The following is a 17,095-nucleotide window of genomic DNA, read 5'->3' as shown; positions in this document are numbered from 1 at the left end:
ATATACTAGCATTGTGCATGACGTTCACGCTGTATTTAAAGGGGTATTGCCCCAGTTATGAAAAGGATAGTAAGCTAAATGGGAAATAAGAAAAAGATGGTGTTCAACGTATTGTTCCTGGTTCTCATATTTGCCGGAACGATATACGGAGTGTTTCACGGCGAGGATATAGGACAGATATCTGATATACTTCAGACGGTGAATCCTTGGTGGCTCATACCGGGAGTGGTATGTGTTGTGGTATTTATATGGGGAGAATCAATTATCATTCATTATATGATGCGAAATCTTGGAGTGAATGTAGGCAGGGGAACCTGTTTCCTGTTCTCGTCGGTTGGATTCTTTTTCAGCTGTATCACGCCATCTGCATCAGGTGGACAGCCGGCTCAGATATATTATATGAAGAAAAAGAAGATCCCTATTCCGGTGTCAACTCAGGTACTGCTCATAGTGACGATCATGTACAAGCTGGTGCTGGTACTTCTGGGACTTGGAATAGCTATATTTGGACAGAGTTTTATACATACATATATAGATGATGTGCAGTGGGTATTTTATCTTGGACTTGTGCTGAACGTTGTGTGTGTGGCAGGAATGGTGCTGTTCGCATTTCACCCGTCGCTTGCAAAGGCATTTGTGGTGAATGGCAGTAGACTTCTTGAGCGGATGAAGTTTTTAAGACACAAGAAGTCCCGTGAGGAAAAGCTCGCGGCATCAATGGAAAAGTACAACCAGACTGCGGATTACATGGTAGGACATTTCGGGATGCTGGTGGTAGTGTTCATTATAACAGTTGTGCAAAGATTCTCACTATTTGCAGCTACATGGTTTGTGTACAAGGCGTTTGGACTTTCAGGATCATCATCATGGCTTATCATTCTCATGCAGGGAGCCATAGCAGTTGCGGTGGATATGCTTCCCCTTCCGGGTGGTATGGGAATCAGTGAAAAACTCTTTATGGAGATGTTCTTGCCGATATTTGGCAGCACATTGCTTCTGCCGGGCATGATACTCAGCAGAGGGCTGGGATACTATACTGAGCTGATAATCAGTGCAATATTTACAGTGGTGGCAAGCTTTGTGATAGGAAGGAGATCTGAATGAAACCAAGATCAGAGATGAGCATGGAGCTCTATGAGATGATGCTTGACCGGGGATATCCCGAGGAGTTCTGTGATCTCATATCAAAGAATCTGAATACGGATTTTACGGCGGGCAGGATGATGGGCTATCTGTCGCATTATCAGGAGCTGCCTCTTGAGGAGATTGTGGATGAGATGTTGTCCATTCTCGCAGACCGGAACCGTATCATGCAGAAGAAGCAGCTTGAGAGCAACAATGCCGAGTGGAACCGATTTCTGGAGGAAGGCTTCGGATTGGATGAAGATGATGAATAATCTTTATAATAGTTGAGTTTCTTAACTGGTAAAATCTGTCGTTATATGGTACAAATATTTATAGAAAAGTATATGGAAAAAGGATTGATATAATGACGGAAAATGAAGCTAATCAGAGCGCTGAGGAACAGGAGAAAAAGGTACAGAGTGAGATAGAAGAGACCCTGGCCGGGGCCGGTATTGGTATGTGGACCATGGTGCTCATGAACGACGGCAGATCCATGCTGTATGCGAACAAGAAGATGAACGCTCTTCTTGGAACGACTGATGATTTGTCGCCTGAAGATAGATATGTAAAGTGGATAGCAGGCATTACTGAGGAGTCACAGCAGGCCACCGCTGAATACATGGAGACCATAAGACGCGACGGCAAGGCTGAGGTTATATATACCTGGATGCATCCAACCAGAGGACTGTTGCACATAAGATGTGGCGGTGTTCGGGACAGGAGTTTTACCGATGGCATAAAAGTCAGAGGCTACCATCAGGATATAACCGCTGTGCGCAATGCGGAACAGGCTCACAAGGAGAAACTCCGGGAGCAGGATTCGGTTATCAAGGCTGTTAGCAGCATATATTTTATTGTGTGTATATTCGATCTTCAGACCGGTAAGGTGCGGGTTATCAAGGAAGGTGATACCTTCAGAAAGCCGGCACAGAATGCGGATTACGAAGCAGGAAAGACAATAGAAAATGTGATAAATGACTGTGTGGTTGAAGAGGATCGTGAGCAGATGCGCAGATTCTACAATCTGGACAGGCTGGCGGAGAAACTCAGGACGGAGAAGAGCGTCAGTAAGGATTTCCGGGACACTTTATATGGCTGGTGCCGTATAACGGCGATTCCAGTCAGGACGGATGAGGAGAGTGAACTCACCCGTATACTCATAGGTGTTCAGGAGATCGACGAGGAGAAGAAGGAGGAGATCCGTGCCCAGAAGCTGCTTGCCGAAGCTTACGAAGAGGCCAAGCGTGCAAATACAGCGAAGACGGAATTTCTTTCACGCATGTCACACGACATAAGAACACCTATCAACGGAATCCTTGGAATGTCACGAATTGCCGAACAGTGCATAGATGACAGGGACAGAGTGATGGATGCGCTGTCCAAGATAGATGATGCTGGAAAACAGCTTGAACTGCTCATCAACGATGTGCTTGATATGAGCAGACTTGAGAGCGGAAGAACGGAGCTCACCAGTGAACCGTTTGACATAATAAAGGTTTTGAGAAGTGGATATGATCCGATCCTGGTCATGGCACAGGAGAACGATGTGAAGCTTACGGGTGCTCATTTCAATATAAAGCACAACATGGTTATAGGCAGTCCGCTTCATCTTCAGCGGATCTCTCTCAATATATTGACAAATGCCATCAAGTACAACAAGCCGGGCGGAACGGTAGAGGCGTGGATGGACGAGATACCTGTAGACGGCAGGCATTCCAATTATGTGTTCAGGATAGCTGACACAGGAGTTGGAATGAGCCAGGAGTTCATCAGCCACCTGTTTGAGCCATTTTCAAGGGAGCACACTGATGCGGGAACAAAGTATCAGGGAACAGGTCTTGGCATGGCTATTACCAAGGAGCTTCTCGACCTCATGGGTGGAAGCATAGAGGTTGATAGTAAGCCGGGTGTGGGTTCTACATTTACCATGAAGATACCATTTGAGATCTGTACAGATGTCGTTGAGCCGGAGAAGCCAGAGGATCACGAGGCAGTCAGACTTGATGGAATGAAGATACTGCTGGTTGAGGACAATTCGCTCAACATGGAGATAGCAACATTTATGGTGGAGATGGCTGGTGCTGTTGCCACAACTGCGGCAAATGGCCGTGAGGCTGTTGAGATATACAGATCACATCCGGCTGGAAGCTTCGATGTGATACTCATGGATGTGATGATGCCGGAGATGGATGGCCTTGAGGCCACCAGGCAGATAAGAAGCTCAGACCTTGAGGATGCCGGAACCATTCCGATCATTGCCATGACTGCAAATGTATTCGCAGAGGATGTGAAGAAGTGCAAGGCGGCGGGCATGAATGAGCATATAGCAAAGCCACTTGATGAGGATAAGGCATTACATATAATTGCGGGATACAGACATTAAAAACAATAAGATACACGATTAAAGAGATAATGATACAGTAAGTAAAAAGCAGTCTGCGGACATCGCCAGTGTTATACATGGTGATGATCCGTCAGACTACTTTTTATTAATTATATTGAAATGTCTGTCTAGCCGATGCCTCCGAGAAGGATACCAAGTATCAATACAAGGAGACATACAGGACAGTAGATGTATTTGCATATAGGCACGAACTTTTCTGTGAACTTCTTTTCCCTTCCGGTGTTGACCTGTGTCTCAACATATTTCTTGCCACATACCCAGAAGAACATGATTCCGGCAAGTCCTGCGCCAAGTGGGCAGATGTAGATGGACAGTACATCCATCCAATCAGATACGATACCCTGTATACAGATGGATACCACAACTGCTATGACACCGATGATGGCACATGCAGGTTTTCTGCCAACTCCAAGCTTCTCCTGCACCGTTGCGATTGGTGCTTCGTACAGGTTGATTAGTGATGACAGTCCCGCCATGAACACAGCCACAAAGAAGAGTATGGCAATAATATAACCGCCAGGCATGGACTTGAACAGGCATGGCAGATAGATGAACAGCAATCCCGGGCCGCCCTGGTTGAGCTGTGCTCCGGCAGTTGCCATGGCAGGTATGATTACCAGTGCGGCAAGCATGGCAGCAATCGTATCGAAAAGTGCAACACGTCCGGCAGCCCCCGGTATATCCTCATCGTCTGGCAGATATGAGCCGTATATCAGAGTTCCGTTTCCCGCAACTGAGAGTGAGAAGAATGCCTGTCCCAGCGCAAATATCCATGTCTTTGGATCTGCAAGTACCTTTGGCTCTATGCGGAAGATGTATTTGTATCCCTCTATGGCTCCCGGCTGGCATGCCGCATATATGGCCAGGATGATGAACAATACGAAGAACGCCGGCATCAGGACCTTGTTGGCCTTCTCAATACCGTTGCCCACGCCGAACATAAGGATGGTGATTCCGATGGCAAGTGCAATGATCTGCCATGCATTGTTGCCAAATGAAGATGCCATTCCGCCGAAGCTTGAAGCAAAGCCGTCTATATCCTCCGGTGACAGTGTGCTTCCGGTGAAAGCTCCGATCATGTATTTCAGTATCCAGCCCATGACGACCGTGTATCCGATGGCCATTGCCAGTGCGCCGAGCACAGGTATGCCGCCCAGCAGTTCACCGAGCTTTCGCTTGCCCTTTTTCTCCATGGCGATTCCAAATGCATCGATTGGACCGGATCTTGTAGCTCGTCCGAAGCTCATCTCTCCGATAACTCCGGTGAATCCGATGAGTACCACAAATATAAAATATGGTATGAGATAGGATCCGCCGCCGTATATGGAGACTCTTGTAGGGAACATCCAGATGTTGCCCATGCCCACGGCAGAGCCGATGCAGGCCAGGATGAAGCCCCATTTGTTGTTAAAAGATTCTCTCTTTTTCATGTATAATTCCTCCCAAATGTGTTCGTTACCGCATTGGCGGACCTCCCTCATAGTCCGTAAATTACGTTAACTTAATTAATATACATGAATATCATTTGGAAGTAAATTAAATAATGTGGACATGACTTAAAACATAGCTGCAAAAGCAAGAATTTAATTGAAAAATAACCGGCAGGTGGCGTACAATGTACCAGAAAAATGGAAAAAGTTATTTGAATATTATCTGAGAGGTGAGAAGATTGACAGAGGACAGATATGAACATATAGTACATCCATTTCCCCCACTATACGACGAGAAATCAAGGATACTCATACTGGGAAGCCTGCCATCGGTGAAGTCCAGGGAGCAGATGTTCTTCTACGGACATCCGCAGAACAGATTCTGGAAGGTCATCAGCAGAGTGCTTGGCGAGAAACTTCCGGTGACCATAGATGAGAAGAAAGCCATGCTGCATGCACACCACATAGCCCTGTGGGATGCGATCTACAGTTGTGACATCATAGGTTCAAGCGACAGCAGTATAAAGAATGTTACGCCCACGGATCTGTCGAAGATAGTGGAAGCTTCCAAGGTCACAAAAGTGATATGCAACGGCAAGACCTCAGGAAAGTATTATGCAAAATATCAGCAGAAGATACTTGGCATAGAACCTGTTGTACTTCCGTCCACAAGCCCGGCAAATGCTGCGTTTTCAGTGGATAAGCTGGTTGACATCTGGGGTGCTGAGATACCGGATATATGCAAATTATAGACAGAAGATAAACTCATACATAACATTTTCTAAAGCTTTCTGTAGAATGATGTACAACGAGTGAGAATATGTTATCATAGAGACCGCAGCCGGATGGAGTCAGATATCCGCTGTGAATATAGAATATTCATAATTAAGTTAAAAGGAGAGAGAAGAGATGGCATTAAATTTTATCGAGATACTTAAGGTAGTATTCCTTGGTATCGTGGAGGGTGTCACAGAGTGGCTCCCGATCAGTAGCACAGGACATATGCTTCTTGTGGATGAATTTATCTCACTGAATGCGAGCACTGATTTCAAGGAAATGTTTTTCGTGGTGATACAGCTTGGAGCGATACTTGCTGTCGTGACCATATTCTGGAATAAGATGTGGCCTTTCCAGCTCAAAGACAAGACACAGCCTGTCATGAAGAAAGATACCTGGAGTATGTGGTTCAAGACAGTTGTTGCATGTATACCTGGAGCGATAGTTACGATACTGTTTGATAATTACATAGAGGCGCATTTGCACACAGCGGTTGTCATAGCGATTGCCCTTATTTTCTATGGAATAGCATTTATTGTGATTGAGAACTGGAACAAGACCAGAACACCGAAGGTTGAGACGCTGAACGACATAACATACAAGACAGCATTTCTTATAGGTATGTTTCAGGTGCTCTCCATCATACCGGGTACATCCCGTTCAGGTGCCACCATCATAGGCGCTCTGCTCATCGGTGTATCAAGAGTGGCAGCAGCGGAGTTCACATTCTTCCTTGCGGTTCCGGTTATGTTCGGACTCAGTGCTCTGAAGATGATCAAATTCGGACTGTCATTTACAAGTGCTGAGTTCGCTATACTTATTATAGGTTGTGTCGTTGCATACCTTGTATCCATTGTTGTCATCAAGTTCCTGATGAGCTACATCAAGAAGCATGACTTCAAGATATTTGGCTGGTACAGGATCGTGCTCGGAGTTATAGTTCTTGCATATTTTGCCTTATTTGCATAGCTTATAAATAAATAAAATCAAAAATTGCATAATATATATAGTATGTGCTATAATGCCCATGAATTGTGCATTATAGCACATATTAACATTGTGATAAAATTTTATGGGAGAAGAAAGATGGCAAAGGTTTCAATCATCATTCCAACATATAACGTAGAGATGTATCTGGTGGAGTGTATGGATAGTGTTGTAAATCAGACATTGAAGGATATCGAGATCATATGTATCAATGACGGATCTACAGATAGTTCACTTGAAATATTAAAGGGATATGCGGAGAAAGACGACCGTATCATTATTGTTGACAAGGAAAATGGCGGTTATGGAATAGGCATGAATATCGGTCTTGATAAGGCTACAGGTGAGTATATTGGTATAGTTGAGCCTGATGATTTTGTGCCACTTAATATGTATGAGGAACTGTACAACAAGGCGGTTGAGAACGACCTTGACCTTGTAAAGGCAGATTTCTATAGATTTAAGCGCAACGATGACAATGGCAACATGACTTTGGTGTACAACCACTTGTCACCGAATGCAGAGGATTATAATGTTGTGTTCAATCCAAGCGAGACACCAAGTGCGATCCGTTTCATTATGAACACATGGAGTGGAATTTACAAGAGAAGCTTCATAGAGGAGTATCATATCAGACACAACGAGACTCCGGGAGCATCATTCCAGGACAATGGTTTCTGGTTCCAGACATTTATATATGCCAAGAGAGCTATGATAGTGAACAAGCCATATTATATGAACCGCAGAGATAACCCGAATTCATCTGTTCACAGCAGAGAGAAGGTATACTGTGTCAATGTTGAGTATGATCACATCAGAGATATACTTGTAAAGGATCCTGAGATCTGGGAGCGTTTCAGAGGCGTATACTGGCTCAAGAAATACCACAATTACAACGAGACGATCAGGAGAATCGGACCTGAATTCAAGAAGGATTATATAAGAAGATACAGCTCCGAGTTCAAGAGAGCAATGGAGATGCAGGAGATTGATCAGACTATATTTACAAAGCTTGAGTGGGCGAACATCCAGTTTATCATCAAGTCCCCTGACGATTACTATTATACAAGGATCGCATGTACAGATCGTGAGCGCAAGCTTGAGAGAGAAGTCAAGAGACTCCGTGGTCTGGTTCATCAGACCCGTGCAGATCTGGACAGAGTGAAGAAGACACCTACATTCAGGATCGGTGCGGTCATTATGTTCATACCTAGAAAGATCAAGAGTTTATTTAGTCGAAACAAATAGAGGTAAAGCTATGGGTACAAAGGTATCAGTTATTCTTCCTGTTTACAATGTGTCTGATTATCTGCGCCAGTGCATGGACAGTATAGTGGGTCAGACACTTAAGGATATAGAGATCATTTGCGTGGATGATGGCTCCACAGATGATTCTCTGGCGATATTGAAGGAATATGAGGCGAAGGATCAGCGTGTAAAGGTTATACAGCAGGCAAATGCCGGAGCCGGGGCAGCGAGAAACAAAGGTCTTGAGATCGCGACCGGAGAGTATCTTTCATTTCTGGATTCCGATGATTTCTTTGAGCCGGACATGCTGGAAAAGGCATGGAGCAAGGCTCACGAGACCAGAGCTCAGGTAGTTGTGTTCAGATCAGATCAGTACAGAGAGGATCTTCAGGAATTTGTTCAGGTCAGATGGACACTTCACGAGAAGGAGCTTCCACCGTACAGACCAATGTATTTTCGTAATTTCACGGGCAATATATTCAAGGTGTTTGTGGGATGGGCTTGGGATAAGCTCTTCAGCAGGGAATATGTTGAGGAGAACCATTTCCGATTCCAGCAGCTCAGAACTTCGAATGATATGCTGTTCGTATTTTCAGCGATAGCATTTGCAACAAATATAGAGATAGTGGACGAGGTGCTTGCACACCAGAGAAGAAACAATCCAAAGTCATTGTCCAACACCAGAGAGAAGTCATGGCAGTGCTTCCACGAGGCTCTTGTGGCACTCAAGGCGGCGCTTGAAGCCCACGGCAATTTCTGGGAGTATGAGCAGGATTACATCAACTATGCACTGCATTTCAGTCTGTGGCATCTGGAGACCATCACAGGACCAAAGAAGAAGGTTCTGTTCAACAAGCTTAAGGAAGAGTGGTTCGAGGAGTTTGGTATCAAGAGTCTTTCAGAGGAGTGCTTCTACAACAAGACCGAGTATGGCAAGTACAAGGTTATCATGGATAAGACCTTTGAGGAGTATGAGAAGGCAACAGCATAGAAAAGAAAAAACAGTTTCACCAGTCGATCGGTGAAACTGTTTTTTTGTGGACAAATGTGTGTATCAGAACAGGTTCATAGCACCTATGATGCCCTGATTTCCCTCGAGCCCTGCGGGAACAATGTATGTGTCGGTGTCCTTGACCTGTGGCATGTCAATGTAACCCGACAGCAGTTCAGTGTAGTAATTGCGGATCATAGGGAACAGGAATTTGTTGTCCATGACTCCGCCGCCAAGGACGATCCTCTCAACTGAGTAGCACATGGTGTAGTTGACCAGTGCCTCAGCTATATAAAATGCTTCAAGATCCCATACCGGTGAGTCGGCTGGGATGTCTTTGCCTTTCATTCCGGTTCTGCGCTCAAGCATAGGGCCGGATGCAAGACCCTCTACACAGCTCTGGTGGAATCGGCAGGTACATGGTATATCATCGCCGGTTCGTCTAGGGATGAGGATGTGGCCTGTCTCCGGGTGTTCCATGCCGTGAATGAGTCTGCCATCGGATATTATACCGCCGCCGATGCCGGTTCCAACAGTGAGGTACATTCCCGAGTTGAGTCCTTTCAGTGCTCCATACAGGTATTCACCCCAGGCTGCTGCGTTTACGTCTGTGTCCACCACAACCAGGCAGCCAAGCGCATCCGTAAATGCTTTGTAAAGGCTGAATCCCTCCCAATCTTTCTTGGGACTCCTCATGATGGAGCCGTAGGTAGGGGAATTAGGATTGATGTCGGCCGGGCCAAATGTACCGATTCCGAGAGCGGATATGTCATATTTCTTAAAGTAATCTATCATGGCAGGCAGGGACTGGTCAGGTGTGCCCGTCGGTATGGATATTCTGTCTATTATATTCTTGTCTGCATCGCCTATGGCACAAACCATCTTGGTGCCACCGGCTTCAAGTGCGCCGTAGTACATATTTCCTCCTTGGTGCCATGTTTATATGGCAGAAATTTTTCAAAATTATATACATTATATATGCCGTGTCACTTATCTTCAAGCCCGGATTTGCGTCGGTACTTGTGGAATATAAAAGAGAATTGGTGTACGCTTTTTTGGACACTTGACAAGATAAGATAGAGCCATATTAAGGAGCTTGATAGAGGCTTGAAGCTTGGAAGATAAAGTGTACAGGAGGCGTGATCATGATAAAAGGATATTTTGTTTCGGAAGGGTATATGGGATATGTGGACGGAGAGTACCAGCTTTTCGCTGATGAAAGAGATTATGTTGAGTATATAGAAGATTAGCCATTTAGCTTCTTGACCTTAGCATAACTTATGTTATGATGAGGCATATGGGTTAATACACAGGGATTACAATACGGATGGTGCTGCTATGAAAATCTGCAAGGTGATTCATGAGTTTGTATATCATGGATAATCTAAATATATACAAGGAGCAAACATAGTGGAAAAGGTATTGAACAAAAAAGAATATGTTATGGATATGACAGAGGGAAGCAGTATGAAACTGATCATGAAGTTCTCAGTTCCGCTACTTATAGGCAATCTATTTCAGCAGGTATACAGCCTGGTTGATTCGATAGTGGTTGGTCGTCATCTAGGGGCAAATGCGCTTGGCGGTGTGGGATCAGTTGGAATGATCAGTTTCCTGTTTTTTTCTTTGTGCAATGGAATGGCATCTGGAATAGGTGTTGTCATATCAAGACATTTTGGAGCGAAGAAAGAAGAGCAGGTAAAAAAAGCCATAGCAAATGCATTGTTTGTTATATTGGCGGTTGGTGCACTCATGAGTATACTGGGATATTGTTTTGCGGGGCCTATTATAAGGCTCATGAAGACCCCTGCAGAGACATTTGACTACGCATATACATACATGAGGATCACCTGTGGATTTACGATAGCGGTGGCTATTTATAACGGAATTTCTGCTGTGCTAAGGGCACTTGGGGATTCAAAGACCCCACTTATATTTCTCATGATTGCTTCTGCCATAAATGTTGTGCTTGATATAGTGTTTGTCATATACATGGATATGGGCGTTGCCGGTGCCGCATATGCAACGGTTCTCAGTCAGATCCTGTCTAGCGTTGGCTCTATATGTTATGCGGTGAAAACCAATCCCTATTTCAGACTGAAGAGAGGCCATTTCAAGTTTGACAGAGATATAATGAAGGAAGATTTCAGTATCGGTATACCAATGGCGGTTCAGACTTCCATGATATCAATATCCTGCTCAATACTGCAGACCCTTATAAATGGATATGGTCCGGAGGTCATGGCTGCATATACTGCAACAGGAAAGGTTGAGGGAATCATATTCCAGCCGTTTAGTTCTCTGGGACTTGCATTGTCTACATTTGCAGGACAGAACTGTGGCGCACGCAAGTACGAAAGGGTGCGCAGAGCGGTATGGCAGACAGAGCTCATCACGCTGGCTCTTGGCGCAGCAATGTTCTGTCTGGTAGCAGTTTTCAGGGAAAATGTTGTGGGATTTTTCGTGACGGAGGAGAATGTCATAAGGCTTGGCGCAAAGGGACTTGTGATATCCGGAAGTATGTATATTGCACTTGGAACGATATATACCATGAGAGGCGCATTAAATGGAATGGGGGATGTGGTGTTCTCCATGCTGAATGGTGCTCTTGAGGTGGGAGGAAGGATAGTATTTGCACTGATACTGATGTATGTGTTAAAGATGGGATTCTGGGGAGTGTGGTATACGAATATATTTACATGGATTGTGATAGCACTCACCGCATCTGTGAGATTTTCTGTGTATATAAGAAAGTGTCAGAGAGAAGATGACGGTACGGAAAATGCATAGATAATAATTAATATAGCAAGGACGCCTTTTGGGGGGCGTCCTTCTTCGATTCAATCACATTGATATTCCAAGGGATATAGGTGTTATGAATTAGCATACTTTATATTTTGACAAAAATTCAGCGCTATATTATCTTTAATACAGAATAAACAGGAGATGACCATATATGTCAGGGGAAAGATCAGTGGATGTTGAAAAAATAAATAATAATGAAAAAGGCTTTGAACCGGCGCATATCAGAAGTGTGATCTCGCTGGCTCTGTTCAGCTTTGTATTTCTGGGTATGGAATTCTTCTTCGACAGCAGGGCTGCGGAGTTTGTGGATGCCAGAAGTGTTCTGTTGTATCAGAGCGTGATACTGCTGGCCAGTGCGGTGGGACTATTCATATATGCACTGATTGAGAGATATGTCGGCAGCAAAATCAAACAGATAATAATTATTACTTTGAATATAGTGGAGGTTGCCGCGCTCGCAGCGATAATACTGTGTTCCGGCAAATTGATACTGTTATATGGAATTATATTCTTTATTGTGTGTGGTGTTATGGGAGGACGCGTGTATCACGATGTGAGCCGCGATTATACGGATAGAAAGCATCTTACGGTAATTGTGGGAATTTCATATGCACTTGGACTGCTTCTGCAGTATATCAATTATAATCTTATAGACAATGTGATCCTGCGTATGGTTATGTTCTCGCTGGCCATAGTGGCACTTGCAGTGATACTTTTTCTGGCCAGAGATGAATACGCAGAAGCGGACACATACATGGTAGATGAGCGGAACAAAACGGATTGCAAAGAAAAATGTGACGAAACAACTCCTGATAGCGGATCGGTGGCTGTGGCGCTTGTGATGGTTGTTCTTCTTATGACGTTTATATTTTCCGCACTGGATAATGTTGTGACCGTTGTCCACGCTGAGGGCGGGGCAGATGTGGGGCAATGGCCAAGGTTGTTTCTCGCATTAAGCGGAGTTGCAGCAGGCTTCTTGTTTGATATAAAAGATCAGCGCTTTATGAATCAGATGATGTACTGCGTTACAGTGTTGTCCGTTATAGCCATGCTTATCATAGAGTTTGGAGGGGCATTTATCATAGGTCTGATTGTATTCTATCTTGCAGCCGGATTCTTCGTAGTGTATTTCACGACAGGATTCATAAATGTATCCTATGGAATGCGTTGGTCAGCGCTTTGGTCTGGTGCCGGAAGGGCAGTCAACAACATTGGTGCGGGTATTGTGGGAATAATATCATATATGCTGATAGATTCCCCCGGAATCATGGTTATGAGTGTAGTGGTCATATTGTTGCTCGTACTTATAAGCATTGCGGTATTTGTGCTTGAAAATCTACAGAAGGAACAATATAGACGATATGATGAAGAAAAAGTGACGAAATCGGCGGAGAATTCTAACGCAAGAGTTGAGGTTGATTTTGAATGCTTTGCAGATGCTCATCACCTCACTGGACGTGAGCGGGAGGTGTTGCAGAAGTTGCTTGTATCTGATGGCAGTGTACAGGATATAGCGGATGAGCTGTACATATCAAGGGCATCCCTATATAGGCATATATCTTCCATGAATGAGAAGACTGGAACGAAGACCAGAGTAGGCCTTATTCAGTATTATTATGGATGGCATGAGGAATGATGATTGCGTGAGAGTTGATTGCTATGGAAGTATAAGTGTGCCAGATTGAAAATACACATATGGATTAGATAAAAGTGATGAATGAATGTAAAATTGAATATATAGCACATATTGAGACATATGTAACGTTATGAAAACGACAGCAGATGACTATAATCTATGACATAAAACAACAGGTGAGTTACTTACCTGTAGACGAAGAATATCATAGAAGGGGGAATGACTATGAAGCATTTCAGGAGATTGACATTTCTGCTGTCGTTTATTTTTATTCTGACGGTAGGCGGTGTCGCGGCGATGGCTGCGAACAATGGACCATGTGAGGATGAGGAGTGGAGCTTTGCATATGTTGAGTTCTACAATCCGGATAATAACGAAGCGATATATGTGTACAGCTTCAGGACTCCGCAGGCAGGAACAACTACCAGTGCCAAAGGTGCGGTGTATGACAAGAGTACGAACACTTTGACACTCACCAATTGTAATTTGCCGGATTACAGGGTCGTTACCAATATGATGGGCGATGATTTTAAGATCAAGCTCGTGGGAACGAGTCATGTAAGTGCATTGTATGCATGGGGAGATGGATATGGCGGTTCTGTGGAAATCGTTGGTGACGGTAAATTGTATGTCAACGAGAAGCAGAAGTCAACTGACGCAATAGTTTTACAGCCGGAGGGAACAAGATCATACTTCAAGATAAGCGGAAATGCTGAGGTACACGCATTTGCGGGAAAGACGGACGGCAACCTTGTTCTGGCCATGAACACAACGGTTGCAGATTGTTTTGCTGTAAATGGTTTGACCGGTCTTCAGAAGACACAGGCAACCAGAATGAACTATGAGCAGATACAGAGCATAGAGATTGATCTGAGCGGTGAAGGTGACATTTGTCAGGTGTACAAAAAAGCTGATGATAAGAAATTGTATACTGTGACGGAGGGGGTGCGTACCGAGTATAATCCAGATGGAACGATAAAGGCAGAGAATGTGCGTATATATACAGAGTATGAGCTCATGCCTATACCAGGAAACGATGGAAAGTATTATATGCATGAGCTGAAGACTACAGAGGGTACATTCAACGCTGAGGAGTGTGGATACACCGATACACAAGAATCTGTTGCCGGATATTCTTTCAGATCCTCTTCACCTGCATATGTGTACATTGAGGAGAAGACGGGCGATAAGTGTGTATTTTTATATAATTCAATAGATAATAACTACAAAGATTATGCATATTTCAAATATGACATAGCAGGTGTACTTGGCGATGTGACAGACAAGTATGGAAATGTGTCATCATATTGTATGGTGGAGAAGTCAGAAGACAATGTTTCATTTACAAGAGACCAGTATTACAGCAATGAGTATATGTTGTCACAGGGTTACAAGGTATCCGGTGAGCTTGAATATATACAGAACACTTACGTGGTGTATAGTAATGCCGCGTCTGGCGTCCTCACAGCAAAGACGACCGTATGTAAGCACGCCACAAAGGTGAACACTGTGACAACAAAAGCAACAATGTCGAAGGCTGGCGTCATCACCACAACGTGTAAGTCATGCGGCAAAAAGCTTTCGACATCCAGAATATCCAAGGTGTCTACAATTAAGCTTAATACGGCTTCGTATGTATATAATGGAAAGGTCAGAACACCGGCGGTTACAGTAAAAGATGCCGCTGGGAATATTCTGACAAAGAATAAGGATTACAAGGCCACCTACAGTGCGGGGAGAAAAAATGTAGGAAAATATTCGGTCAAGGTCACATTGTGCGGAAATAAATATAAGGATTCGAAGACAATGTATTTCACCATCAATCCGAAGGGAACCACCATTGCTGCGACTGCGTCCGGCAAGGGCAACATGACAGTCAGATGGAACAAGCAGATGACACAGACAACGGGTTACCAGTTACAGTATTGTGCAAATAAGAATTTCAGAAGTGGCACAAAGGTAAAGACTGTAAGCAAGAACAAGACGATCAGAACAAGTGTCAAGAAGCTTGCGAGTAGAAAGACATATTATGTACGTGTGAGAACCTACAAGACAGTAAAGATAAATGGAAAGTCAGTGACATTTTACTCTGCGTGGAGCAAGGCGAAATCAGTTAAAGTAAAATAGCTTAATAACATCCTTTTGAACAACGGGGCGTATACAGAACATAACAACAGTTTTGTATACGCCCCACTTTTTGTGTGCAAAAATTGCAGATGGTATTATAATATACAAAGTCGATGTGAAGCTTCAGCCATGTACAAAGATGGATGACTGGTGCTTCAGTATACAGACAGGAGTTATTATGAAGAAGATACTTGTGGCGGTTGACTCTTTCAAGGGAAGCATGACGAGTCTTGAAGCGGGGAATGCCATAAAAAAAGGAATAAAGTCAATATTGCCGGATACAGAGGTCAGGGTACGTCCTGTGGCTGATGGCGGAGAGGGCACTACTGATGCTCTTATATATGGAAGAGATGGTGTCAGCAGAGAGCGATGTTATGTGACCGGACCGCTTGGTGATAGGATCACTGCGGAATATACAATATATAATGCCGCAGACGGGCGAACTGCTGTCATGGAGATGGCAGCGGCGGCGGGGCTTCCACTTGTTCCGGAGAACCGGAGAGATCCGATGCATACGACTACATATGGTGTCGGTGAGATGATAAATGATGCCGTTTCAAAGGGATGTGAGCGTTTTATCATCGGGATAGGTGGTAGTGCAACGAATGACGGCGGGATAGGAATGCTTCAGGCTCTTGGATTTTCCTGTCTTGATGCGGATGGGAAAGATGTGCCATATGGAGCGGCGGGACTTGGCGTCCTGGAGCGTATGATCAGACCTGATGGTATGTTTGGTATTGACAATAAATCTGGCCAGAAAGAAGCTGAAGTTTCTCGTGTGACAGGTGATGGCGAAGTGGAATTTGTATCAAAGTTAATGCACTGTTCATTCCGTATCGCCTGTGATGTGACGAATCCACTTGTAGGTGAGCTCGGATGCAGCCGGGTATTTGCACCACAGAAGGGGGCAAATGCGGAGACTGTTGAGCTCATGGAAGAATACATGAAGCATTATGCTGATATTGTAGAAGAATCGGTAGAAGGTTTGAGCAAATCGGCACAGCTTATTGACTGTGGATATGAAAAAACTGACGTAGATACAGAGCCTGTAGGTGAAAATGAAACAGGAAAATTCGACAGGTATACACTAGGCGCCGGCGCTGCGGGTGGTCTCGGATATGCATTTCTCATGTTCCTCGGCGGAAAACTAACGCCAGGAATTGATATAGTTTTGTCTGAGACAGGGCTTGAGGCGGACGTAGAATGGGCGGATACTGTAATAACCGGTGAGGGCAGGATAGATGCCCAGACCATGATGGGCAAGACCCCATTGGGAGTCGCAAAGCTTGCAAAGAAACACGGCAAATATGTGATCGCCATAGGAGGATGTCTTGGGGATGGCGCGGAGAACTGCGTCAAAGAAGGAGTGTTCAATGAGTGCTATGCGGTAAACAATGTGCTTGGGATAGATGACAGTGATCCGGAGCAGGTGAGAACGGCGATGAAGCCTGAAAATGCTGCGGCGAATTTGACGACGTGTGCCGCAAAGATCACAGGACTCAAGGAACAGATGTCGGCACGTGTGTGCAGACCTGCACTGCTTAGATAGATATGGGATTGAATTT

Annotated in this window: 13 protein-coding genes; 11 read left to right on the top strand and 2 right to left on the bottom strand. The window is 44.5% G+C overall.

Going from position 1 to position 17,095, the window contains the following annotated elements; all coding sequences use genetic code 11:
- Positions 1 to 78 precede the first annotated feature (78 nt).
- The 3 genes from OCV54_RS12425 to OCV54_RS12415 all read left to right on the top strand — a co-directional run bounded on the left by OCV54_RS12425 (position 79) and on the right by OCV54_RS12415 (position 3,508).
- Positions 79 to 1,104: a lysylphosphatidylglycerol synthase transmembrane domain-containing protein gene (locus OCV54_RS12425; protein ID WP_055224298.1), complete on the top strand. Its 1,026-nt coding sequence runs from the start codon at positions 79 to 81 to the stop codon at positions 1,102 to 1,104.
- Entirely contained in the window at positions 1,101 to 1,397 is a 297-nt protein-coding gene (locus OCV54_RS12420) for a hypothetical protein (RefSeq protein WP_015533463.1), read from the top strand. Before OCV54_RS12425 ends, OCV54_RS12420 begins: the two co-directional genes overlap by 4 nt.
- Before the next feature lie 92 nt (positions 1,398 to 1,489).
- Positions 1,490 to 3,508, top strand: coding sequence for a PAS domain-containing hybrid sensor histidine kinase/response regulator (locus tag OCV54_RS12415; protein ID WP_055224296.1), 2,019 nt, complete (start codon positions 1,490 to 1,492; stop codon positions 3,506 to 3,508).
- Between the two features lie 128 nt (positions 3,509 to 3,636).
- On the opposite strand, the gene OCV54_RS12410 is transcribed toward OCV54_RS12415, so the two are convergent.
- On the bottom strand, positions 3,637 to 4,959 hold the full coding sequence (locus OCV54_RS12410) for a sodium-dependent transporter (RefSeq protein ID WP_055224294.1): 1,323 nt from the start codon (positions 4,957 to 4,959) through the stop codon (positions 3,637 to 3,639).
- Between the two features lie 239 nt (positions 4,960 to 5,198).
- On the opposite strand from OCV54_RS12410, the gene OCV54_RS12405 reads away from it, so the two are divergent.
- The 4 genes from OCV54_RS12405 (at position 5,199) to OCV54_RS12390 (ending at position 8,962) form a co-directional block, all read left to right on the top strand.
- Positions 5,199 to 5,711: a DNA-deoxyinosine glycosylase gene (locus OCV54_RS12405; protein ID WP_192934988.1), complete on the top strand. Its 513-nt coding sequence runs from the start codon at positions 5,199 to 5,201 to the stop codon at positions 5,709 to 5,711.
- A 157-nt stretch (positions 5,712 to 5,868) separates the two neighbouring features.
- Positions 5,869 to 6,705, top strand: coding sequence for an undecaprenyl-diphosphate phosphatase (locus tag OCV54_RS12400; protein WP_055224292.1), 837 nt, complete (start codon positions 5,869 to 5,871; stop codon positions 6,703 to 6,705).
- A gap of 117 nt (positions 6,706 to 6,822) precedes the next feature.
- On the top strand, positions 6,823 to 7,971 hold the full coding sequence (locus OCV54_RS12395) for a glycosyltransferase family 2 protein (RefSeq protein WP_015533459.1): 1,149 nt from the start codon (positions 6,823 to 6,825) through the stop codon (positions 7,969 to 7,971).
- Between the two features lie 10 nt (positions 7,972 to 7,981).
- A complete protein-coding gene (locus OCV54_RS12390; RefSeq protein ID WP_055224290.1) occupies positions 7,982 to 8,962 on the top strand; it encodes a glycosyltransferase family 2 protein in 981 nt (326 codons plus the stop codon).
- A gap of 63 nt (positions 8,963 to 9,025) precedes the next feature.
- Here OCV54_RS12390 and OCV54_RS12385 read toward each other — a convergent pair whose 3' ends face one another.
- Positions 9,026 to 9,880, bottom strand: a complete 855-nt coding sequence (locus tag OCV54_RS12385; protein WP_055224287.1) for an ROK family protein — start codon at positions 9,878 to 9,880, stop codon at positions 9,026 to 9,028.
- 492 nt (positions 9,881 to 10,372) lie between these two features.
- On the opposite strand from OCV54_RS12385, the gene OCV54_RS12380 reads away from it, so the two are divergent.
- The 4 genes from OCV54_RS12380 (at position 10,373) to OCV54_RS12365 (ending at position 17,079) form a co-directional block, all read left to right on the top strand.
- On the top strand, positions 10,373 to 11,752 hold the full coding sequence (locus tag OCV54_RS12380) for an MATE family efflux transporter (protein WP_242859658.1): 1,380 nt from the start codon (positions 10,373 to 10,375) through the stop codon (positions 11,750 to 11,752).
- A gap of 166 nt (positions 11,753 to 11,918) precedes the next feature.
- Positions 11,919 to 13,403 carry a helix-turn-helix domain-containing protein gene (locus OCV54_RS12375; RefSeq protein WP_055224285.1) on the top strand — a complete coding sequence of 495 codons (1,485 nt, stop codon included), beginning with the start codon at positions 11,919 to 11,921 and terminating at the stop codon, positions 13,401 to 13,403.
- Between the two features lie 225 nt (positions 13,404 to 13,628).
- Positions 13,629 to 15,530 carry a fibronectin type III domain-containing protein gene (locus tag OCV54_RS12370; RefSeq protein WP_055224283.1) on the top strand — a complete coding sequence of 634 codons (1,902 nt, stop codon included), beginning with the start codon at positions 13,629 to 13,631 and terminating at the stop codon, positions 15,528 to 15,530.
- A 70-nt stretch (positions 15,531 to 15,600) separates the two neighbouring features.
- Positions 15,601 to 17,079, top strand: coding sequence for a glycerate kinase (locus OCV54_RS12365; RefSeq protein WP_262563456.1), 1,479 nt, complete (start codon positions 15,601 to 15,603; stop codon positions 17,077 to 17,079).
- Positions 17,080 to 17,095 lie beyond the last annotated feature (16 nt).

It is taken from the genome of Coprococcus aceti (assembly GCF_025567285.1).
GTDB lineage: Bacteria > Bacillota > Clostridia > Lachnospirales > Lachnospiraceae > Coprococcus > Coprococcus aceti.
The sequence above is the reverse complement of the archived record's forward strand: the minus strand, read 5'-3'. Positions and strand labels throughout refer to the sequence as shown.